This is a genomic window from Sphingomonas sp. HITSZ_GF (assembly GCF_029543155.1).
Classification (GTDB): Bacteria; Pseudomonadota; Alphaproteobacteria; order Sphingomonadales; family Sphingomonadaceae; genus Sphingomonas.
In genome coordinates this window covers 1-25,598 of sequence record NZ_JARQXA010000005.1, presented here as the reverse complement: position 1 = coordinate 25,598, position 25,598 = coordinate 1, and the positions used below count along the sequence as shown (strand labels likewise).

Annotated in this window: 2 protein-coding genes; one reads left to right on the top strand and one right to left on the bottom strand. The window is 66.7% G+C overall.

The features are described from left to right. Position 1: 1 nt before the first annotated feature. Positions 2-22,750: a YDG domain-containing protein gene (locus tag P6144_RS14195; RefSeq protein WP_277768430.1), complete on the top strand. Its 22,749-nt coding sequence runs from the start codon at positions 2-4 to the stop codon at positions 22,748-22,750. 121 nt (positions 22,751-22,871) lie between these two features. On the opposite strand, the gene P6144_RS14190 is transcribed toward P6144_RS14195, so the two are convergent. Further along, on the bottom strand, positions 22,872-25,598 hold a 2,727-nt coding region (locus P6144_RS14190; protein WP_277768429.1), incomplete at its 5' end, for an autotransporter domain-containing protein.

Below are 25,598 nucleotides of genomic sequence, written 5' to 3'. Positions count from 1 at the left end.
CATGCCCGCGCCCCGCCGCCGCAGCAGCCGCCGCCTCTTCACCACCTCCGCGTTCAGCGCGCTCGCGCTCGCGGCGGTCTGGGCCGCCCCCGCGCATGCGCAGCTCGTCCAGACGGGCGCATCGAGCAATGGCGGCGCGCCGGTGGTCGACCAGTCGGTCGCCAACACCACCACGGTGACGCTGAACGCCTCGCGCACGGTGGTCGACTGGAGCCAGTTCGACATCAACAATGGCGACACGGCGAACTTCGTCTTCGCCAACCGCAGCGACATCGTGCTCAACCGCGTGGGCGGCGCGGGCAGCACGATCAACGGCAACCTCAACGGCACGATCGGCTCGACGGGCGGCACCACCGGCGGCAATATCTGGATCTACAACGCCAACGGCGTGGTGATCGGCGCCAACGCACGCGTGAGCACCGGCGGCCTGCTCGTCACCACCGCGGCGGTGGACCGCGCGACCGACAGCAGCGCGGGGGGCTTCCTTGACGGGACCTCAACCAGCTTCGGCTTCACCGGCGCGGGGACCGGCAACATCACCGTGCAGAACGGCGCGCAGATCGCCAGCCACGGCGGCGCGATCGCGCTGGTGGCACCGGTGGTCACCACCGAGGCGGGATCGGGCATATCGGCGCAGGATGGCGGCAATGTGCTCGTCGGCTCGGCGTCGAAGTACCAGATCAGCTTCCGGCCGACCTCGACCGACGACATGGACCTGCTCAGCTTCGAAGTGGCGAACGGCGCGGACGGCGCCGGCACTTCCGGTTCCGATGCGATCAACCTGGGCGGCGACATCAGCGGTAATCGCGTGTTCGTCGCGGCGGTATCGAAGTCGGGCCTGGTGGCCAGTGTCATTAACACCGGCACGATCACCGCCACCACGGCGATGACCGACGAGACCGGCGCGATCGTGCTCAGCGCCAACCACAATATCGTGAACGGCGCCGCGGCGGCGGCTCCGGTTTCCGGCACCGGTGAGGGATATGTCGGCACGATCGGCGGCGCGGTCACGGGTCCCAAGGTGGACTTCGTCGCGTCCGAGAACGTGCTGCTGCGCAGCGATGTCGGCGAGGCAGGCGCCACCGTCAATCTCCACAGCGACAATACCAATATCAACCAGTACACCGGCGTGATCACGGCGGACACGCTCACCGCCAGCGCGCAGACCGGCATCAACTTCAATTCCTTCAGCGCCAACAAGGTCGACAAGCTCGGCGATCTCACCACCGTCAGCGGTGACCTCACCTATCTCGGCGACGAGGACGGAGTCATCCTCACCGGCGCGATCAGTGCACCCGGCAAGGTCACGCTCGGCGTGCGCGGCTTCATGGACACCACGACCGGCTCGATCACCGCGTCCAGCCTGGAGCTGTACCTGGGCGGTGGCGGCTCGTTCAACGTCAATGGTGACGCCAATCTCGGCAGCGGCCTGTCCAACGGCGCGGTGACGGTCCACGCGACCGGCGGCATCACGCTGTCCAACGAGTTCGCCATGAATCTTGGCGACCAGCTCTCGCTGACTGCGGATACCGGCGCGATCCGTGAGACCGGTGGCTTCATCTCCGGCGGCGGCGCCGTCGTGGCCAACGCCGGTGACGAGATCGACCTGGGCGGCGCCAACAGCTTCACCAGCCTCACGGCCAATTCCTCCATCGGTGGCGGGCGCGTCACGGTCAACGCGACGGGCAATCTCGATTTCAAGGTGAATACCTTCTCGGGCGCGCGGTTCACCGTCGGGGGCGACGCGACGTCTTCGGGGACGAACGCACTGATCTCCGGCGGGCTGTTCGTGACCGCGGGCGGCGCGATCAACCTCAGCTCAGACGGCGGCTACACCGAGTTCGGGGATCTGAGCGCGGGCGGCAACATCACGCTCGCGATGGACGGTAATCTCGTTCTCGGCGGCGTTATCCAGGCGGGCGGCGCGCTGTCGCTCACTTCGCGCGGCGGCGCGATCCGGCAGACCAGCGGCACGATCAGCCTGGGCACCAGCTTCACCCTCAACGCCGTCACCGGGATCGATCTGAACCAGACGGGCAACCATCTGGGCGATACGGCGAGCTATGTCTCGGACGCCACGAGCGGCAGCGGCACCGATGTGCGGATCCGCGGCGACGCGCTGAACCTCAATCTCCACGGCGCGCTCGGCGATGTCAGCCTCTATTCCGGCGGCAGCCTGTCGCTGAACGCTGGCTTCTCCGCCATCACCGCCGATTCGCTGACCGCCCAGGCTGGGGGCTCCATCATAGTGGGCTCGTCGAGCGCCCGCGCCAATATCACCACCTATCATGGGCTCGAGGGGAGCAATGTCTTCGTCGAGAACGCGGGCAGCTTCACGGTCGACGGCGATCTCGGCAGCAGCACGGCCGGCTCCGTCTCGCTGAACTCCGCGACCGGCTCGATCACCCTGGCGGCCGGCACGATCCGGGCCGCCTCGAGCATCGTGCTCCACGCCGCGGGCTCGATCGACCAGGACAGCAGCGCGAGCGCGCTGGCCGGCGCATATTTCGAAGCGGGAGCCGGCACCAACCTGCTGCTCGCCGGCGCGAACCAGTTCGGTGGAGGCGACCCGAGCCTTTCCTGGGGCGTCGGCGCCAACGTCACGCTCCGCTCGATCGGCAGCTTCGCCTTCCGCAACCCCGGCATCGCTGCCGGCACGCTCACCCTGATCTCCGATACCGGCAGCATCAGTCAGACCAACGGCCTCACCGCCGACACGCTGGTGGTGCGCGCCGCGACCGGCATCAGCCTGACCGCACCGTCGAGCAACAACAGCGTCAACACCTTGGGCGGGCTGACCACCGCCGCTGGCGACATCACCTTCCTCGAAGGCGATGGCTTCGACCTGGCGGGTGATATCAGCGCGCCGGGCACGATCTCGTTCGGCACCAGCGGGGCGATCACCTGGAGCGGCGGCCAGCTATCCGCCGGTACGCTGGAAGTGACCGCGGGCCAAGGCGCGACGTTCGACGCGGTCGGCAACATCAAGCTGGGGGCGATCAGCACGCCCGGCGGCGATTTCTCGCTGGGCACCACCGGTGATATCGATCTGACCGGCGCGATCAGCACTAGCGGTCACAGCATCTCCCTGTACACCTCCGGCGGCGCGGTCACGACCCATAGCGGCACGGTCTCGACCGGCATCGGCCTCGGCGTGGCCAATGCTACCGCCAAGGGCGGGATCACCCTGGTTGGCCAGGGCTTCGCCAATTTCTGGGCGACTTCCACCAATGGCGGCGACATCGACCTGAGCGGCGACAGCGACGTCGGCTTCGCGGCGAATACCAGCGGGAACGTCACCGTCACGTCTTCCGGTGGCAATGTCACCGGCAATGGCGACATCACCGCGGGCACGCTGGGGATCACCGCGGCCGGCTCGATCGACGTGCAGGATTCAAGCTTCTCCGATATCGGCAGCATCCGCTATCTCACCGCGCAGGGCGGTTACATCAACGTCATTCTCCACGGCGACATCAAGCTTGACGGCAATGTTTCCGCCGGAAGCGACCCGGACCTCTATTCCGTCAACCTGACTTCCTCGACCGGGAGCCTGTTGCAGAATTCAGGCACGATCACCGGCGACGCGATCACGCTGCAGGGCATGTTAGGGATCACCCAGGGCAGTGGCGCGAGCGTGCATGGCGGCGCGCTGACGCTCTCCAGTGCTGGCAATATCGCGCTGGGCGGGGCCAATGACTTCGCGTCGCTCGCCGATGTCTCGGTGAGCGGTGACCTGACGCTGCGCAACAAGGGCAGCATCGAACTCAATGCGTCGGGTACCGACTTCTACGCCGGCCAGCTGGACCTGACATCGGATACCGGCGACATCACCGCGGCCAATAGCGTTACCCCCCTCCGGTTGACCGCTTCGGCGGCAAACGGCTCCATCCTGTTCGGCGGATCCGGCAACCAGATCTACTCGCTGGGCACCCTGTTCGCCGGGGGCGACATCGAGATCGGCACCTCGGTGGCCGGATTTGGCCTGTTCGGCAATATCACCGCCACGAATCTGACTCTGCTCGTGCAGAATGGCTTTATCACCCAGAATGCCGGCAAGATCACCGCGGGCACGCTCAACGTCACCGCCAATGGCGATATCGACCTCCATCAGGCGAACGCGGTCAACACGGTGAGTGGGCTCGTCGCAAACCTGTCCACCAACGGCCACAGCATCAGCTTCCACAACGAGGGCGGCTTCACGCTGGACGGCATCGTCAATGCCACCGGCGGCAACCTCACGCTCACCTCGGACACGGGCGGCATCACCCAGAACAACGGCGCCAGCGTCTATCTCCGCGCGAACCAGCTCTTCCTGAACACGGCCGGCTCCACCCAGCTGAACAGCACCAACAACAATATCGCGACGCTCGGCGGGATCACCAACACCGATTACGATACCCAGTATCAGGACGCCGACGGCTTCGACGTGGCGGGCAACCTTACCGCCAGTGCCGTCGGGAGCATCCTATTGCGCGCCGGCAGCAACGGCGCGATCACGCAGAGCGCGGGCATCGTCAGCGCCGGCGCTTTCGGGGCGCAGGGTGGCTCGGTCAGCTTCACCCGGGCGAACCAGTTCACGAAACTGCTCCAGACGCAGGTCGACACCAGCGCCACGATCAACACCGTAGGCGACCTCCAAATCTGGTCGGGCCTCACGGGCGACACGATCTCGCTGACCTCGGGCGGCGCGATCACCCAGGGCGATGGGAGCTACCTCTATGCGTACAACACGCTCAACCTGAGCGCGGTCACCGGCATCGACCTGTGGGGCGGTGCCTTCGGCGCGAACAACATCATCAATCTCGGCACGATCACCAACACGACCAGCGGTGGCATCCGCATCGTCATCAACAACGGTGGCTACGGCACCACGCTGGCCGGCAATATTAGCGCTGCCGGTCAGACGGTATCGATCTCCGACCAGCTAGGCGCGATCAACCAGACCGGCGGCGTGATCACCGCCGATACGCTCAACCTGTCGGCGACCGGCGCGATCAACGCGACGAGCGCCAACGCAGTCTCCAATCTCGGCACGCTGAGCGCGGGCGGGGCGAGCGCCTTCACCAATGCCGGCAGCTTCAACCTGACCGATGCGGTGACCACGGGCGGCAATGCCCTCACCCTGACCTCGCAGAGCGGCGCGATCACCCAGACCGGCGGCACGATCACCGCGAGCGCGATCACCGCCGCCGCCGCGACCGGGATCTCGCTCCAGAACGCCAACGACATCACCGCGATCACCGGCCTGTCGAGCACCAGCGGGGATATCCTCTACCGCGCGCTCGGCGATGTCATCGCGCCGGCGATCACCGCGACCGGCACGATCTCGCTCACTTCGGACAATGGCTCGGTCTCGCAGACCGGGGCGCTCACCGCGAACGCGCTCGTCGTCATCGCCGGCGGCGCGATCACGCTGGACAATGCGGCCAACAACGTCGCCCAGATCGGCAATACGACGATCGGCGGCTGGATCGCGCGCGGCGGCGACATCACCTATGTCGACGCCGACGGCTTCAATCTCGGCTGGATCATCAATTCCGGGGTGAACACGCTGTCGTTGACCGCCGGCGGCACCGGCTCGATCGGCCAGAACGCGGGTGGCGGCTATATCGTCGCCCACACCTTTAACGCCACCGCCGGCGGCAGCATCACGCTCGACAATGCCAATGGCGTGACCATTCTCGGGAATCTGACCGCGGGCGGGACGGGCGACATCGTCTTCCGCGCCGGCAGCTCGCTGTACCTGGAAGGCAATATCACCGCAGGCACTGGCGGCGACGTGACGCTCAACAACGACGTCGGCGCGATCACACAGAGCAGCGGCCGGATCACCGCCGACAAGCTGACCGTGAACGCCGTCGGCGCCATCCTCCTCGATCAGGCCGCGAACGATTTCGATCGCCTCGGGGCGGGCCGCAGCCAGAACGGCGCCCTCACGATCCGCGATACGGATGCCTTCGATATTACCGGCCAGGTCCAGGCGGCGGGGGCGCTCTCGCTGACTTCGGGCGGCGCGATAACCACCACCGGCGGGCTGGTCATCGCGGGCGGCCTGCTCAACGTTGCGGCGACCAGTGCCAATCTGGTTGCGGGCAACAATATCCAGCTCGGCACCGTCACCACCAACGGCAATTTCGCGATTGATACTGACGGCAATCTCACCGTCGCAGGCCTGCTCAACACCAATGGCGGCGACGCGACGCTGAAAGCGAATTTCGGCACGATCGGGCACGGCGCCAGCGGCACGATCTCGGCCAACTCGGTTACCGCCACCGCGCGTGACAGCATCACGCTCGATAGCACCGGCAACGCGATCATCTGGGCGAGCTCGAGCAACGGTGGCGACATCACCCTCACCGGCAATGGCAACGTCGAATTCAAGATTGACACCGCCGGCGACCTGACCGTCGATGTCGCGGGCGGGGCCGCCAACTACGACAGCGTGATCGCGCGCTCGGTGGGGATCAACGCGGTCGGCGGCATCTATCTGAATGACCAGACCGTCACCATCGACGTCGGCAGCTATCGCTACCTCACCTCGTCGGCCGGTGCGATCGACGTCGAGAACCAGGGTGACATCAACCTCGACGGCAATGTCACCGCGAGCGGCGGGACCGGCTCCAGCTATGTCCGCCTAAACTCGAGCCTGGGCTCGCTCCTGCAGAACAGCGGGACGATCAGCGGCTACAGCGTCGAGCTCGACGCCGCCCAGTCGGTCACGCAGGACGTCGATGCCAAGGTGGTGACGGGCGATGGCGGCCTGAGCTTCCGGGGCACCGATGTGTCTCTGATCGGCGCGAACGAGTTCCCCTGGATCAGCATCTATACGGTCACCCATGACCTGACGCTGCGCACCGTCGGCTCGCTCAGCCTGGACTGGACCAGCAACCAGGCCGGTCACGCCCACAACTTCACGCTGATTTCCGACACCGGCAACGTCAGCATCGGCTATGGCGTGATCGACGTCGACATGCTGAGCGCCAGCGCGGTCAATGGCAGCATCACGATCCAGAACGGCAATACGGCCAACAGCATCCGCGCGCTCGGCGATCTCACCGCCAAGAACACCGGCGGCATCTACATCTACACCAACACCAATCTCGACCTGACGGGCTCCATCTCGGGCGGCGGCGTCGAGCTTCGCGCCGAGGGCGCGCTCACCGAGAGCACCGGCGCGATCGCTGCGGACACGCTGTCGATCGGCGCGGGCGGCAACCTGCTGATCGGCGGCGCGAACAATTTCGGCACGCTGACCGACTTCGGCCATGGCAACAACGCCAACGTCACGATCCGCAACGCCGGAAGCCTGCTGCTGCCCACGACCGGCATCCCGATCGGCACGCTCACCCTGACATCTGACAACGGCTCGATCACCCAGACGAGCGCGATGACGGTGGGCACGCTCATCGCGCATGCCGCCACCGGCATCGGCTTCAACAGCAGCTCGAACAATTTCGGCACGCTGGCGGGCCTCGCCACCACGGCCGGCGACATCCGCATCCGCGACACCGGCAACCTGGCGATCGAGGGCGACATCACTGCGCCCGGCACCGTGCTCCTCAGCACCACCGGCAACATCACCACAGGCACCACCACCGTCGGCATCGTGACGACTCCGCACGGCAAGGTCGATGCGGACACGCTTAGCGTCGTCGCCACCAACGCCACCATTTATACGGCGGGCGACATCAAGCTCGGCGACGTCGGCATCACCAGCGGCTTCACCCTGGTCGCCGACAACAATATCGACATGACCGGCGACCTCAGCGCCTTCGTCGCCAGCCTGATCGCGAACACCGGCTCGATCACCCAGAGCGGCGGCACTGCGAGCGGCAACACCCTGCTTACCGGCGCCGCCGGCAGCATCACGCTGGACAAGGCCAACAACCTCACCAGCTTCGGCGGTACGTCTCAGGGGGGCGGGACCGTCACGTTCAACAATGTGAGCACGTCCACGCTCGACCTCACCGTCAGCACTACGGGCAACGCGGTCGTGACCACGGCTGGTGGCGTGCTCGGATCCTATATCCGGGCGGGCGACCTGTCGCTCGACGCGGGCGGGGCGATCGACCTCACGTTCAATACCGACGTGAACAGCGTCAGCAAGCTGGCCAGCGCCTCCGGCAGCGTGCGCCTCACCGATGCCAACGGCTTCCATCTCACCGGCGACGTCACCGCCGGCACCGGCACGCTCCACACGGTGGACCTGCGGGCGAGTGCGGGCGACATTTTCCAGGACAGCGGCACGATCACCGGCGACGATGTCCACCTCAGCGCCACCGCCACCCTCACCCAGGGGGCCGGCCGGGTCGACGCCGGCACGCTTTCGCTGAGCGGTGCCTCCATCCTGTTCAATGGCGCGAACAGCTTCGACAGCAGCGGAAGCTCGGTCTCCGTCGGTACGCTGGGTACCCTGCTCCTTCGCAATTCGGGCGACATCGATCTCGGCGCGATGGGCGGCTACACTGCGGGCGGCGATGTGATGCTGACCTCGGATACCGGCTCGATCCTGTCGAGCAGCGCGGTGTCCGCCTCCACGCTGAACGCGCAGGCGGCCCAGGGCATTGTCACTTTCGACAACGCCGCCAATGCGATCGCAGCGATCACCGGGCTGAATGCCGGCGGCAACATCAAGATCATCACCGCCGGCGCGCTCGATCTCAACGGGACCATCCTGACCGGCGGCCAACTTTTCCTCGGCGCTGAGGGCACGATCACCCAGGTCGGCGGCACGCTCAAGGCGGATGCGCTGTATGCCTACAACGTCAACGGGGTTGGCAACATCTACCTGGACGGCAACAATGACGTCCGTACGCTGGACTCGCTGCTTTCCATCGGGGACGTGCGCTTCCACGACATCAACGGCTTCGCCATCAGCCAGACGGTGATGGGCGCCGACGTCCAGCTCACCACCGACGCCGGTGCGATCGGGCAGCTGGGGGGCTCGTTGATCTACGCGGACAGCTTCGTCGGCCGTGCGGTCGACGGCCTCTGGCTCGACCAGACCAACGTGATCGGCAATGTTCGCCTGCTGACGAACAGCGGCACCGGCGGGATCAGCTTCAAGAGCAGCGGCACCTATTACACGATCACCGGCGACGTCACCGCCGCGGGCCAGACCGTGACGCTGGCTTCCTCCGACGGGCAGATCATCCAGAACAACGGCACCGTCAACGCCGGCCTGCTGAACATCGATTCGGCCGGATATGTCGGCCTGCGCGGCGGCGTGATCGACGCGATCGGCACCGTCCAGAGCAACTATACCGTCTTTGTCGGTGGCATCACCGGCGACGTCGCGCTGACTGGCGACGTCCATGCGAACTCGTTCGGCATTACGGCCAGCGGCAACATCACCCAGACGGGCGGCGCGATCACGACGCCAGAATTGTCGCTGACCGCAGGCGGCGACATCACCGCGCTGGCCGCCAATAACGATGTCGATCTGGTGCGGCTATCGACCTCGGGCACCGGCACGATCCAGTTCAACACGCTGGGCGACCTGAGGATCGGGCACAGCACGTCGAACGCCAATGGCCTGCTCGACATCCGCGCGGGCGGCAAGATCACCGTCGACCAGTTCGACACCGTCACCGCGCGCCAGCTCGCGCTGCACGCTGGTGGCGACATCGCCATCGACCCGCTGGCCGATCTCCATATCGGCACGGTGAAGGGCCTGGTCAGCGACACGGGCGACATCGCCTTCTACAATTATGCCGGCTTCATCCTCGACGGGAACCTCAGCGCCGCCGGCACGGTGACCGTGCGTACCGGCATGGGCGATATCACCCAGCAGTCCGGGATCATCACCGCCGCCCGGCTCAACATCCGGACGGACTTCGGCAACATCACGCTCGGCAAGGCCAATGCCGTCGACCTGTTGGGCGACGTCTATGCCGGCAATGGCGATTTCACCTTCACCAATGCCGGTGACCTGGTGGCCGACGGCAGCATCCATGCGCCCGGCATGGTCACGCTGACTTCGGGCGGCACCCTGCGCACAACCACCAATGGCGAGATCATCGGCGGCGGGCTGATCGGCAATGCCGAGACCGGCATCGTGCTGCGCCGCCAGCTGTTCGGCACGGTCTGGGGCCTGTCGAGCGCCACCGGCGGCATCGAGTTCACCAACAATGGCGCGTTCGACATCCAGGGCGACATCGACGCCGGCACGGCGAACGTCTCGCTGACCGCCAATGGCGGCGGGATCACCGGCCAGCTCGCCGGCACGATCACTGCGCAGACGCTGACCCTCGACACGGACGGCGATGCCGATCTCAGCCAGACGAACCATGTCCAGAGCCTGGGCGCGGTCGACACCGGCACCGGCTATTTCCACTTCGGCAATGCCGGCGACATCGTCGTCAACGACATCTGGACCACCGGCGGCGACATCGCGCTGACCAGCGGCGGCGCGATCAGCCAGACCGCGCGCATCACCGCTTCGCAGTTCACCGCGAGCGCCGTGAACGGGATCACGCTCGACAACACCGGCAACGCGATCGACGCGGTCGGCGGGCTGAGCAACAGCACCAGCGGCGGCATCGCCTTCGCGACGACCCGTGACCTCGCCCTGAACGGCAATGTCGCGGCGGCGGCCCAGAATGTCTCGCTGAGCTCGACGCGCTCGATCACCCAGAACAGCGGCGCGATCACCGCCACCAATTTCCGCGCCAACGCCAATCTCGGTCTGTCGCTGACCAGCACGACCAACAATGTCGCCAACATCACCGGCCTGACCAACGCAGTCAGCGGCGGCCTTGCCTATACCGATGCCGACAGCTTCGACATCACCGGTGACATCAATGCGCTGAACGGTCAGACGCTGTCGCTGCGCGCCGTCGATCCCACTGCCCAGGTCCGGCAGATTGGCGTGCTGGTCACCGCAGGCAAGATCAATCTGAACGGCGGAACCTTCGATCTGCGCGGCGACGGCACGACCTGGAACCACATCACCGGGATCGGCGATGTGACCAGCCTGGGCTATGTCTACAGCGAGGACGGCTTCGACCTCAGCGGCGCGATCGTCTCCGGCTATCTCGGGCTGCGGAGCAACGGCGCCATCACCCAGAGCGGCGGCCAGATCACCTACGTCGCGGGCAATTTCCTCGACATCCGCGGCACCAGCATCGCGCTGACCAGCGCCACCAACCGGCTCGGCACTGTCGATACGCTGATCGCCTCGGGCGGCGGGGCCGTCACCATCGTCTCGAACTTCGACACCCGGTTCGGCACCCTGGTGGGCGGCAATGTCTCGCTCACCGTCACCAACGGCAGCATCAGCAGCCCGGGCGACAACGTCGATATCGGCACGCTGACCGCCTATGCGGACAGCGGCATCGATCTGGGCGGCACGATCGGCGCGCTGGGCAATGTCACGGCGGGAGGCGATAGCGCCTTCCGCTCGAGCAGCAGCCTGAACATTGCCGGCCAGGTCAATGTTGGCGCCAACCGGCTGACGATCAACTCGGGCGGTGACTTGAGCTACAGCTATCCCAGCGGCTCGGTCGTTACCGATACGCTGGTGGCAAATGTCACGGGCGACATCTTCCTGAACCAGATCTATTCGAGCGGTTCGGTGCTCCATGTCGATCTGACGGGCAACATGGTCAGCCTGGTCGGCGGGGGAGCCGTGGATATCCTCGGCCTCACCGCACAGGCGGGCGAGGTCATCGCCAATGGCGGTGCGCTCACGCAGAGCGGCGCGATCCACGTCTATACCCTGATGGCGCGGGGCGATTCGATCACGCTCAACGATTCAACCAACAGCTTCACCTCGCTGCTCGCGAACGTTTCGGCTGGCACCGGCGACATCTCGATCGTCAGTGCCACTGGCTTCAGCATCAATCGCAACATTGTCACCACGGACACGGTAAGCCTTACCGCGCTCGGCACCGGATCGATCAGCCAGGGCGTAGGCACGGTTACCGCCGGCACGCTCAACCTGAACGCCGGGGGCGACCTTGATTTCAACCTCGCCAACGCCGTTGGCACCTATAATGCCACGGCCGGAAATGGCGGCACGATCACGCTGCACAACCAGGGCGATCTGACGGTCGACGCGATCACCGCGCAGAACGGCGTGGTCAATCTGGTCTCGAACACCGGCAAGGTCACGCAGCTGATCGTCCCTGGCAATTCGATCTGGACCGGCACGCTGAACGCGACCGCCGCGACCGATATCGATCTGACGGCGGACAATATGGTCGGTGCGCTCGGCGACATGAGCGCGGGCGGCTCGATCGCGTACAACAGCTATCAGACCCTGATGCTGGAAGGCGCGATCAGCGCCGGCGGCGCGCTGACCATGGATGTGTCAGGCTATCTCGGCCAGACCACGGGCACGATCACCGCCGATCATCTCGATCTCACCGCAACGGGCATCGCGCTGCTGAGCGCCAATGATGTCGGCTCGACCACGGCTAGCAACTTCACCGCCAGCGACGACATCACCTTCCGTTCGGTGAACGCGATCCTGCTCGGCACGGTAAGCACGCCGGGCCTGCTCTCGCTGACTGCGGACAGCGGCGACATCACCCAGACGGGCGCGATCTCGGCCGCCCGGCTGGACGCCAGCGCCGCCGGTGGCGACATCGTGCTCGACCAGCTCAACGCGATCGCTACGCTCAACGACATCACCGCGCTCGATGGCTTCTCGCTACGCACCAGCACTGACCTGACACTCGACGGCCGGATCACGGCGCACGACCTGGTCAAGCTGGTCGCCGGCGGCGACATTACGCAGACCGGCATCCAGGCGATCTACAGCGACTATCTGGAGGCGACGAGTGGAGCGGGGGCCGCGAACGGCATCTCGCTGCTCAACCATAACCAGATCGGCCAGGCGACGCTGAACTCGAACGGCAGGGACCTGCGCTTCCGCAACACCGGCGATTTCGCGCTCGGCAACATCAGTGCGGCCGGCCATGTCGTCGAGATGATCTCGGATACCGGTGGCGTCACCCAGATTGCCGGCACCTCGATCATCGCCGGCACCTTCTCGGCCACCGGCACCAATGTCGATCTGAGCAACACCGGCAACCAGATCGCCCGCATCGGCCTGATCTCCACCGGCTCGGATCTCACACTGACCAACGGCGTAGCGCTGACGATCGACGCGATCGACGCCGGCAGCCACAACGTCACGATCAACAACACCGGCGATGTCAGCGGCGGCAACATCACCGCCGGCCTGCTGACGGTGAGCCCGGTCAATGGCAGTGCCTTCCTCAACACCACCAATCATGTCGCATCGCTCGGCGGCTTCAGCGGCTACCAGCTCGAGTTCGTCAACGACGACAGCTTCACCATCGCCGGTGCCATCCAGAACGGGATGTACCAGACCTTCCTGACCAGCCAGACCGGCTCGATCTCGATGGCTGGCGGTGCGGTCAACAGTGGCGGGATCACCGTCGCGGCGGCGACCGGCATCTCGCTCACCGGCAACCTGAGCTATGTCTATGGCGCGACCACCGCCGCCGGCGACGTGTCGATCCTTTCCGGCCTGCTCGATATCCAGGGCGACATCAGCGGGGACACCGTCACGCTCGGCGGCACGGCTAATAGCGGCTTCGTCCGCCAGACTTCGGGTTCGATCACCGCAAACCTGCTCAATGGCAGCAGCTATGGCGATTTCGATCTGGCCGGCTCCACCAACCACATTGCGGCACTGGGCACGCTGAACACCGGCGGGCACATCAATATCGCCAGCCTCGACGCGGTCGATCTGACCGGCAACATCGATACGGGTGACACCTTCACGCTCAACGCCGGTGGCGCGGTCAACCAGATTGGCGGGCGGATCAGAGGCTATTGGCTCAACGTGACCGGGGTGGGCGACATCACGCTCGGCGCCGCGAACCAGATCGACGGCGGCGGCAGCGTCCGGCTGTTCGGCGACAACGTGACCTTCGTCAACGACGGCACCTTCACGATCGACCAGATCGATGCCGGGACGCATTCGATCGCCCTGACCTCGACCAACGGCAATATCTGGCAGTCGGGCGCTATGGTCGGCAGCACGTTGACTGCCTCGGCGCATGGCTCGCTCTCGCTCAACCAGGGCAATGCGATCGATTATGTCGGCGCGCTCAGCGCCGGTACCGAGCTGACCTATAACAGCGCGACCGCCTACGCGCTGACCGGCGACATCACCGCGGGCACCAGCGTCACGCTGAACGGCGCCTCGGACATCAGCCAGACCGGCGGCACGATCACCGGCGACACGCTGAACGTCAGCGCCGGCAGCGCGGACCTCCAGCAAGCCAATGCCGTTGCGCGACTCGATACCATCAACACCAGCGGCGACTTCCGCTTCCGCAACGCCGGCGACATCGAGATCTGGGGTAGCATCCACTCGGGCTCGCTGCTCGGCCTCTATTCGGATGGCGGCAGCGTCACCCAGCCCGGCAACGCCTTTTCCGCGGGCACCCTCGACATCACGGCTGCCCAGGGTGTGGACCTGCTCGGTGGCACCTTCAGCTATATTGATCGCCTGACGACCACGGCCGGCGATATCTCGCTGGTCACCAGCTCCAACATCTTCGGCGGTACCCTGATCTCGGCCGAGAACGGCACTGTGAGCCTCAGCGTGGGCCGCATCACCGTCGACTCGGTCAAGGCCAACCTGCTCAACGTCGACACCTATGGCGATGTCGAGATGACCGGCGACAACGCGATCGCGCATCTCGGCAACATCTATGGCGACAATGTCTCGCTGGGCGTCGGGGTGACGAGCATCACTGGCTCGGTCACCGGCGTGAACAGCGTCGCCTTTGTCCGCTCGGGCCTGGCGACCGACTTCGCGCTCACCATGGCCGGCGGCGCGATCTCTGCGCCGATGGTCAGCCTCAGCAACACCGGCAGCGCCGGCATCGCGGTGCTGAACAACATCCACGCCACCGGCGCGCTGGAGCTGAACCTCAATTTCAACGGCGATGCCGACATCACGGCGCCGCTCAGCGCGATCAGCCTGAACAATGTGTACGTGGACGGCGACCTGGCGCTCCACGCCAGCAGCGGCATCAACACCACCGGGGCAGTCACCGCCATCGGCGGCACGTTCAGCGCCCTCACCGATACCGGCAATATCGACCTGATCCTCAACGGCACCGTCGGCCATTTCGGCAACATCACAGCGAACAGCGGCACGATCCGTCTCGGCGCGGAATCGGTCGATCTCATCGGCGCGATCTCGCCGGCCGGCCAGCCGCTCGAGCTGGTGGCAAGCGGCGGCTCGGTCACCCAGGGCGCGAACAGCGTCATCGACTCGAGCCGGATCGAGGGCAGCGCCACCAATGGCGACTTCCTGCTGACCGGCGCCAACCATATCTCGACGCTGGGCGCGATCACCGTCAGCGGCGGCAACTTCACCGTCGCGACCGATCGCTCGCTCACGATCGATGCCGACGTCACTACCGACCGGAACCACAGCATCACGTTGATCAGCACGCTGGCGAGCGGCCCGGCGATCCAGAACAGCGCGAGCGGCGTGCTCCACACCGGCACGCTCAACATCCAGGCGATCGGCGACGTCGTCCTCGCCAACCAGGACATCCTGCGCCTCGGCTTCATCGATCCGACGCTGTTCAGCTTCTCGCAGGCCGCCGATTATGACGTCACCAGCGACATCATCGCCGATGCCGTCGTGCTGACCTCGACTGCGGGCCGGATCACCCAGTCGGGCGGCGTGATCACCGCCGACACGGTCACGCTTTCCGCGCAGAACGGCATCGAACTTCTCGGCGACAATCATTTCGGCTCGCTCTCGCTGACCACGCTCAGCGGCGACATCAACATCAACAATGTCGGCGATCTCGTGCTCGCCTCGCTCACCAGCCCCGGCAATGCCAGCGTGGTCGTTACCGGTGGCGGCTTCCTGACGATCAACGGGCCGACGGTCACCGCAGCGGGTGACCTGCTGCTCGAGGCCGACAGCCACATCATCGTCAACCCCGCGATCGACGTCGAGGGCGACGTCTCGATCACCAGCCATAACGGCGCGGTGCAGCTGTCCACGGTCCAGGCCGGCGACGACATCTCGATCGCCGCGGGCAGCGCCTATGCGGTATCGCTCACCGCTGCATCGATCGGCGCGAGCGGCGATGACGACGAAGCCGATGGCCACAACATGGTGTTCAGCGGCGACCGCGTGATCCTTGGTGCGGGCGACCCCGCGAGCATCTCGGTGGCCAACACGCTGCGGTTCAACGGCTGGAGCGGCAGCGCGACGATCAACGCCGGCGCGGGCGGGGCGTTCGTCAATCTGGACAGCATGGATCAGGCACTCTCGATCCTTGCCTTTGGCAATGTCCAGGCGCAGGTCGGCACCGGCGACCTGTCGCTCGGCGACGTTCAGGGCGGCAATGTCTCGCTGCGCTCGGTGCTGGGCTCGGTCAATGCGACCGGCGTCACTGTCAGTGGCGACTATACGCTGTGGAGCGGTACGGGCTTCAACGCCGGCGCGCTCTCACCCTGTGGTTGCGGCGTCGCCAACCTGACGATCACCCAGGACAGCGGCAATCTCTTCCTGCCGACCTCGATCGCGGCGCTCGGAAATATCCTGATCACCGTATCCAACGGTGCGCTCGATGCCGATACCGGCGTCCAGCTCGGCGCGAACGGAAATGTCGAGATCCAGGCAAGCAACATCGGCATCGGTGGCCTCAGCGGCGACAATGTCTCGCTGATCGCCAATTCGGGCCTCGTCGACGTCCGCGATTTCCTCCTTGTCGCCAACGACTACACGCTTACCGGCCGCAGTTTCGCGGGCGCCGCGCTTGCTCCCGCCTACACTCGCGCCGGCACCTGGACACTGACCGCCACCGGCGCGCTCGACATGGGTGGCAACACGCTCGAATATGAAGGCGACATCGATTTCTCGGTGAGCGGCCTGCTCGGCAACGGCACGATCCAGTCGCTGTCCGGCGCCGTGACGGGCTCGGCCAACTCGGTCAATGCCTATGAGCTGCTCGCGGGGACCGATATCGACGTCTCCGCCAGCAACGGCGCCTTAACGGTCTTCCACGCTGCCGCCGATACTGGCAGCGCAACGCTCCGGAGCAGCCAGGGGCTCAGCGTGACGGGCAGCGTCGAGGCGGGCGCCAATATCGGCATCTCCGCCCAGTTCGGCGCGGCGAGCGTTGGCTATGCCAGCGCGGGCGGCGACCTGACCGTCTATTCGTTGTTCGGCAACGCCACCCTGCGCCAGGCGACGCTCACCGGCGCCACCGGCGACGTCACCGTGCAGAGTGTCCTCGGCACGGCTACGCTCGGGGCTAACGACTATCCGTCGATCGCCAGCGACAATTATTTCGAGCGAGCGGCGGGTTCGACCGGCAGTGCCTATGTCCTGGGCTCGACCGGCGCGCGGGCCAATCTCGACCATTCGGCGGACCTGGCGCTGCTCCAGGCGAACAACGTTTCGGTCAACGTGCTGAACGGTGAGCTGACGATCGGTCTGCTCCAGGGCTATACCGGCTACGCCACGGCCGAGGCCTATGGCGGCTCGCTCACCGTGAACGCGGCTTCCGGTACGCAGGTTGACCTGCGGGCGCAGGGCGGCGACCTGACGCTGGGCGGCGGCGGCATCAACGCCAGCAACTCGCTCAATCTGGAGAGCACCGGCACCGTCGACACCACTGCCATCGCCAACCTCTCGGCCGGCAACGCTCTGACTATTCAGGCCAACGCGATCCGTGCCGCCTCGCTCAGCTCGGGCGGCACCCTCGACGTTTATGGCGATGTCGGTGGGTTCACCGCCGATCTCCTCAATGGCGTCGATGTTACGATTGCCGTCGCCGGGGATGTGCAGGTCAACCAGGTCGCGGCTTCGGGCACGGCCTATCTCTATACCGACGCCTCCGCCACGGTTCGGGGCCTCACCGCGTCCAACGGCTTCACGCTGGCGGCCCAGGGCAATATCACCCTCGGTGCCGATGCCGGCGCCATCGCCACCGTCGCGAACACGGTCGTGACCAACGGCACGCTGGGCGCCGGCTGCGGCTGCACCGGTGGCTGGCTGGTCTCGTCGGGTGGTAACATCTCGATCAACCTGCTCAGCATTACCGGCGTGCTCGATCTTGTCAGCGCCGATGCGGGCGATATCGGCATCGCAGTCGCCTCGGGCGACCTTGGCATCAACCTGCTGCGCGGTCACGACATCGCTGTCTCGACCGCGGGCGTGCTCGACATCCGGGATGCGCAGAGCAGCGGCGGCAGCTATGCGCTGACCGCGGCGGACTTCGGCACCTTCACGCTGAGCCCGAGTCTGTTCGGTGGCGCCACCAGCCTGGGCGACGTGACGATCCTCGACACCGATGGCGACCTGCATTCCACGGGTTCGCTCACTTCGTCGGGGGATATCCGTGTCGAGGCGCAGGATGGCGCGGTTACCGGCGGCTTGCTCCTCAGCACCATCGGCAACGTCACCGTCATTGGTCAGGGCGTCGCCCTGCAATGGGTCGAGGGCCACGACGTCACGATCGATGCCGGCTCCGGCACGGCGGATATCTCCAATACGCTTGGCGTCGGCCGCAACTATACGGTCACCGCGGGCGATTTCGCGGGCCACGCGCTGCCGGTCGGCCCGATCAGCGGCGCGCTCGCAATCACCGATACGGTGGGTGACTTCGATTTCGGCACGGTGAACCTGACGGTCGGGGGAACGGCGTCGATAAGCGCGCTCAACGGCTCGCTGCACACCGGCTTCATCGAGACCGGTAGCGCGATCACGCTTGTCGCGGGCAACAATCTCTCGCTCGCCGGCGCGGCGCTGACCAGCAACGGCGTCAATGCGCTGTCGCTCACGGCGGGCGGAGACCTGGTGATCGGCGCCGCGGATCCGGCCTCGATCAGCGGCGCGAACGTCTTCAGCAGTGCCGGCTCTGTCCAGGCGGGCAGCGGTATCCGTGCCGGCAATGGCAACCTCGTCATCAATCTCGACAGCGCAGACGGCTTCGGTGCAATCGAGGGTGGCACCGTGCAGGTCACGACCCGCAACAGCGGCTTCTTCGCCGACGACGTCCAGTCGGTCGGCGTGATCTCCATCGCCGCTCAGGGCGGGGCGGTCGGCCTTGGCGACGTCACCACCAGCGCGGGCATCATCGATATCGCGGGGCAGGGCGATGTCCAGCTGGGCGATGTCTCGGGCAATTTCGGGATCAACCTGAGCTCGGGCACGGGCGGTATCGCCGCGGCCAGCATCACCGGCGGCACGCTGAGCGTGACGGCGGAGGACAGCGTCAATCTGGACGCCGGCGGCGCCGGTTCGCGGGTTGCCAGCCTCGGTGCGATCAGCGTTGCCAATGGCGATTTCGCCCTGCGCAACCTTCGGGGGCTCACCCTCGAAGATACCGTCGCGGTGAGCGGCCTGCTCGATCTCCAGGTGGACGGCGCGTTGACCCAGAACAGCGGCCATATCGAAGCCGCGCAGCTGCTCGCCAGCGTCACCGGCTCGGCGACGCTGGGCGGCGACAACCGAATCGGCGCGGTGACCGGCTTCTCGAGCAACGGGCTGAGCCTCAACAACGCAATCGCGCTGACGATCGTTGGCGATATCGACGCGGGCAGCGGCGCGGCGGCGATCGCCTCGCATGGCGGCTTGACGATCGGTGCCAATGGCAGCGTCATCTCCTCGGCCACCGGCGATGCGATCACGCTCGCTTCGGACGGGCTGTTCACCAACCTGGCGGGGGCCGGGGCCCTCAGCACCCCGAATGGCCGCTGGCTGGTCTATACCCAGGCGGCGGGCAATCCGGGCCAGTCCGACCCGAGCAATGATTTCGGCGGGCTGGCAGGCATCAGCTATTATGGCGACGCCTATGATTTCGGCACCGGCAGCTTCGCCGCCGCGCCGAATGCGGGCAACCGGTTCGTCTATGGCTATAGCCCGGTGCTGACGGTCACCCCGTCGAGTCTCCATCTGGTCTATGACGGCACGACGCCGAGCGTCACCACGACGATCACCGGCCTGGTGAACGGCGATAGCGCCACTGCAGCCTATGCCGGCACGGCGGAGGTCAGCGGCGCTGGCAGCAATGCGGGCACCTATACCGTCAATGCCTCGCTCGGCTCGCTGGCATCGGAGATGGGTTACACCTTCGCCTTCGTGCCCGGCACGGTGATCATCGATCCGCGCGTGATCAGCGTAGTGCTGAACGCCAACGATCGCACCTATGACGGCACCACCGCCGCCACCGGCACGCTCACGCTGAACGGCGTGCTCGGCAACGACGTGGTGGCCGCCAACGCCGCCAGCATGAGCTTCGACAACCGCAATGCCGGCACCCGCACGGTCACGGCGGGGGGCATCACGCTCTCCGGCGCATCGGCGGGCAACTATGTCGTCAGCGCCACGGCGACCGACCTGGCCGACATCCTGGCCCGGGCGATCACGGCGACGCTTACCGCCAATGACCGCACCTATGACGGCACTACCGGCGCTACCGGCGCGCTGTCGCTGAACGGTGTGCTCGGCAACGATCAGGTGAGCGCAGTCGCGGCCAGCCTGGCCTTTGACAGCCGCAATGCCGGCACGCGCACCGTCACCGCCAGCGGGATCACGCTGACCGGTACCGATGCCGCCAACTATGTCGTCAACGCGACCGCGACCGACCTCGCCGATATCCTGGCCCGGGCGATCACCGCGACGCTCACCGCCAATGACCGGACCTATGACGGCACTACCGATGCGACCGGTTCGCTCGCCTTGAACGGCGTGCTCGGCAACGATCAGTTGGGTGCCACCGCGGCCGGCCTGACCTTCGACAGCCGCAATGCCGGCACCGGCCGCACGGTCACCGCGAACGGCATAACCCTGTCGGGTGCCGATGCGGCCAACTATACGGTGAACGCGACCGCGACCGACCTGGCCGACATCCTGGCCCGGGCGATCACGGCGACGCTTACCGCCAATGACCGCACCTATGACGGCACCACTGCTGCCACCGGCACGCTGTCGCTGGCGGGCGTGCTCGGCAACGACCAGGTCGCTGCCAATGGCAATCTGATCTTCGACAGCCGCAATGCCGGCACCGGCCGTACGGTCACCGCGAACGGTATCACGCTGACCGGCACCGATGCGGCCAACTACACGGTCAACACCACTGCCACCGACCTGGCCGACATCCTGGCCCGGGCGATCACCGCGACGCTCAGCGCCAACGACCGTACCTATGACGGCACCACCGACGCGACAGGCTCGCTCACCCTGAACGGCGTGCTCGGCAACGATCAGGTAGGTGTTGCCGCGGCTGGCCTGGCCTTTGATAGCCGCAACGCCGGCACGCGCACCGTCACCGCCAGCGGGATCACCCTGAACGGCGCCGATGCGGGCAACTACATCGTCAACACCACGGCGACTGACCTGGCCGACATCCTCGCCCGCGCGATCACGGCGACGCTGAGCGCCAACGACCGCACCTATGATGGCACCACTGCCGCCACCGGCGCCCTGTCGCTGGCCGGCGTGCTCGGCAACGACCAGGTCACTGCCAATGGCAACCTGACCTTCGACAGCCGCAATGCCGGCACCGGCCGTACGGTCACCGCGAATGGTATCACCCTGACCGGTACTGATGCGGCCAACTATGTCGTCAACGCGACCGCGACCGACCTGGCCGATATCCTGGCCCGGGCGATCACGGCGACGCTGAGCGCCAACGACCGCACCTATGACGGCACCACCGATGCCACCGGCGCGCTGTCGCTGAGCGGTGTGGTGTCCGGCGATACGGTCTCGGCAGGGGCGGGCAGCCTGGCATTCGACAGCCGCAATGCCGGCACCGGTCGCACCGTCACGGCCAGCGGCATCACCCTGAACGGCGCCGATGCGGGCAACTACGTCGTCAACACCACAGCGACCGACCTAGCCGATATTCTCGCCCGGGCGATCACCGCGACGCTCACCGCCAATGGCCGCGTCTATGACGGCTCCACCGTTGCCACCGGCAGCCTCGCCCTGAACGGCGTGCTTTCGGGCGACCAGGTGACCGTGAGCGCGGGCAACATCGCGTTCGACGGTCGTAACGCCGGCACGCGCACCGCCACCGCAACCGGCCTGACGCTGGGTGGCGCGGATGCGGGCAACTACACGGTCAGCGGCACCGCCACCGGCACCGCCGTCATCAGCCCGCGCGCGATCACCGCATCCGCTACGGCGGACAGCCGGGTCTATGACGGCACCACCGCTGCCACCGGCCGCATCGCGCTCACGGGCGTGATCTCCGGCGACACGGTGACCGGCACCGCCACCTATCGCTTCGCCGATGCCAATGCCGGCACCGGCCGTACGGTCCAGGTCAGCGGCCTGTCGCTCTCGGGCGCGGACGCCGCCAACTACACCGTCTCGCTGGCCGCAACGCCGGTGACTGCCGACATCACCCGCCGCGCGGTGACGGTGACGGTGGGCGACGCCACCAAGATCCTCGGCCAGCCCGATCCGGCGTTCGGCTACACCGTCACCTCGGGCAGCGTGGTCAGCGGCGACAGCTTCAGCGGTGCGCTGGTCCGCGAGGCAGGGGATCAGGTGGGCAGCTATGCGATCCTGCAGGGCACGCTCGCACTTTCGGCCAATTATCTGCTTACCGTGGTTCCCGGCACGCTCGTCATCAGCTTCACCCAATCGGGTGCGGATGCGAGCGATGCCCTCAAGATGCTGCAGGGCGGCGTCGGCATCCGTTTCTCTGTGAACCAGAACCCTTCCCGGAATCTCGAGGGTGATGGCGATCAGGATACGGACGGCGACGGCGACTGAAAGCAAGAGAGCCCGCGCAGTATCCCTGCGCGGGCTCTCGGCCCCCCCGTGGTGGGGCCATGGCGGGGTCCGGTAGGAAGCAGGATTCCGTCTGCTTAGAACCGTGGCTCCGTCAGTCCGGTCAGAAACCGATCTTCACGCGCACCGACGCACGGCCCTCGCGGGTGTTCTCGCCCGCCGAGCCTTCCAGCGCGATGCCCAGGCGCACATTCCTGCTCGCCCGTGCATCGATGCCGACGCCGAGCATGCCGAGCACCGGCGCGATCCGCACCCCCTCGACCGCAAAGCTGCCCGTGCCCGCGGGCGCGCCCGAGAAGCGCAGGTTGCCAACGGTATCGAGGTCGCCCGAATTGTAGCGCACGCCCATGCTGACCCACGGCATCGCCATGCCGGCGCCGGTCTTCACCTTGGCGCCGAGGCGCAGTTCCGCGCCGGCGGTGAACAGGTCGCGATTGGCCGAGGCCATCTCGAGGCCCAGGCCGCCCGTCGCATTCTCGGTGAAGCCGTCGCGCTGGTCGCGCACCTTGCTCGCCGTGCCGATCAGCGCCAGGCGCAGGCCGTTGGCGAATTCGGTGCGGAAGCCGCCGGTGACGCCCACCGAATAGCCGGTCGAGTGGATGTCGCCGGTGGCCAGCGCCGTGGTGCTGCCGACGATCAGCGTGCGCTTGCTGTTCAGGTCGCTCGAATACCAGCTGCCCGAAGCCGCGACGAAGGCGACGCCCGCATCGTAGCTCAGATAGCCGCCCAGCTGATACTGGTTGCCGCTGACGGTCGAATAACGGCTGTCCATATCGGCATCGATCTGGGCCACGCCGCCGGCAACGCCCGCAGTGAAGCCGTCCATCCGCGTCTCCACGCCCATCGCGACACCCGCCATGGTGGTGTCGAGGCCGGCATGCACGCCGTCGCCGAGCAGCTTCTGGTAGCCGCCATAGACCTGGCCCCAGATGCCGCCATTGCCGGCTTCCTCGCTGCCGGTGCCCGGCAAGGTTGCGCCCGAAAGCGCGCTTGCGAAGCTGTTGCCCGCCGTGCCCGTGGTGCGGACATCAGCCAGGCTCGCTCCGGCGAACCCGCCGCCGATCAGCGCATCGCTGCCGTCGCCCACGCGCTGGCGCAGCAGGTCGGTGAACAGGTTGTTGGCCGAGATCGTCGCGGTGGAGACATCGGCCAGCGCTTCGCCGCTGAAGCTCTTGAACGCCGCGACGCGCTCGCCGGTGCTCAGCGCCGTGATCGAATTGAGCGTCGCTGCCCACTGATCCGAAGCATTGCCCGTCGTCGAGTTGCCCAGCGCATTGGCCACGGCCAGCGTGTTGACGTCGCCCGGGGCCACGCCGTCGGTGAACTCCATGTTCTTCTGGACCTGGAGGACGACGGCATTGGCAACCAGATCGTAGCGCAGACGCCACTTCAGGTTCGGGTTGCTCGCCACCGTGGCGAACACCGATCCGTTGGCGAAGGTGCCGGTCAGGCTGTTCGCCTGGACGATCGTGTAGAGCTGGTTGAAGCGGTAGTCGCTCGCCGCCGCGGTCAGCGCGTTGACCTGCACCGTGCCGCCCGAGAGCGTGGCGGTGCCGTTCACCCGGATCGTGTCCGACGCGAAGTTCAGGCCGATGCCGCCGAAATCGAACAACAGGGTGCCGCCGGTGGCGACCAGGCTGCCCACGGTGAAGCTGCCGATCGGGTTGATCGCACCCAGCGCGCCGGTGGCGAGGCCGCCCGGCGAGAAGCTGCCCGAGTTGACCGTCAGCGCGCCTGCCAGCGTGCCGCCGCCGATCAGCGTTCCGCCCTGGACGCGGATGCCGCCCTGGGTCGAGCCCGAGAAGGCGAGGGTGCCTGCCGAAACGTCGAAGCGACCCGTGGTCGCGAAGGTGCCGGCCAGCGTCAGCGTGCCCAGGCCCTGCTTGTCGAGCGTGCCCGAACCGGTGATCGAGCCGCCAAAGCCGGTGCTCGACGCGCTGTTGAGCGTCAGGCGGCCGGTGCCGAGTGCGATCGTGCCGGTGCCGGCAAGGCTGGCGACGGTCTCGTTATAGGTTGCGAGATCGAAGGTCGCTCCCGCGGCAACGCCCAGCACGGCATTGTCGGCCAGCCGGTCGCTGGCGCCAAGGCGCAGCGTGCCGTCCTGGACGGTGACGGTACCCGCGGCCGCCGTGCCGTTCAGCACCGAAGTGCCGGCCATGTTGACGAGCGTGCCAGCGCCCAGATTGGCGTTCACGGTGGCGTCGGTCAGCTGATACTGGCCTGCGGTCAGCGTGCCGGTGCCAGCCAGCGTGCCGCCGAGCGCGAGCGCAGCGATCGTGTCGCTGTTCGCTCCCAGGTCCAGCGTCGCGCCCGATGCGACCACCACCGTGGCTGTGTCGGCGAGGCGGTTGGCGCCGCCGAGCGCCAGCGTGCCCGCCTGGACCGAGACATCACCCGCCGCCGTGCCGTTCAGCGTCGAAGTGCCGCCCAGGTTGAAGACGGCGCCTGTGCCCAGGTTGGCGTTCACCGTCGCGCCGGTGAGCTGATACTGGCTCGCGGTCAGCGTGCCGGTGCCGGCGAGCGTGCCGTTGAGGCCAAGCGCGCCGATCGTGTCGTTGAACGCGCCGATGTCCAGCGTCGCCCCCGAGGCGACCACCACGTTTGCGGCGTCCGCCAGACGATCCGCCGCGCCGAGCGCCAGCGTGCCGGCTTGCACCGAGACATCGCCTGCCGCCGTGCCGTTCAGCGTCGAGGTACCGCCGAGGTTGAACACCGCACCCGTGCCCAGGTTGGCGTTCACGGTCGCGCCGGTCAGCTGATACTGGCTCGCGGTCAGCGTGCCGGTGCCGGCGAGCGTGCCGTTGAGGCCAAGCGCGCCGATCGTGTCGTT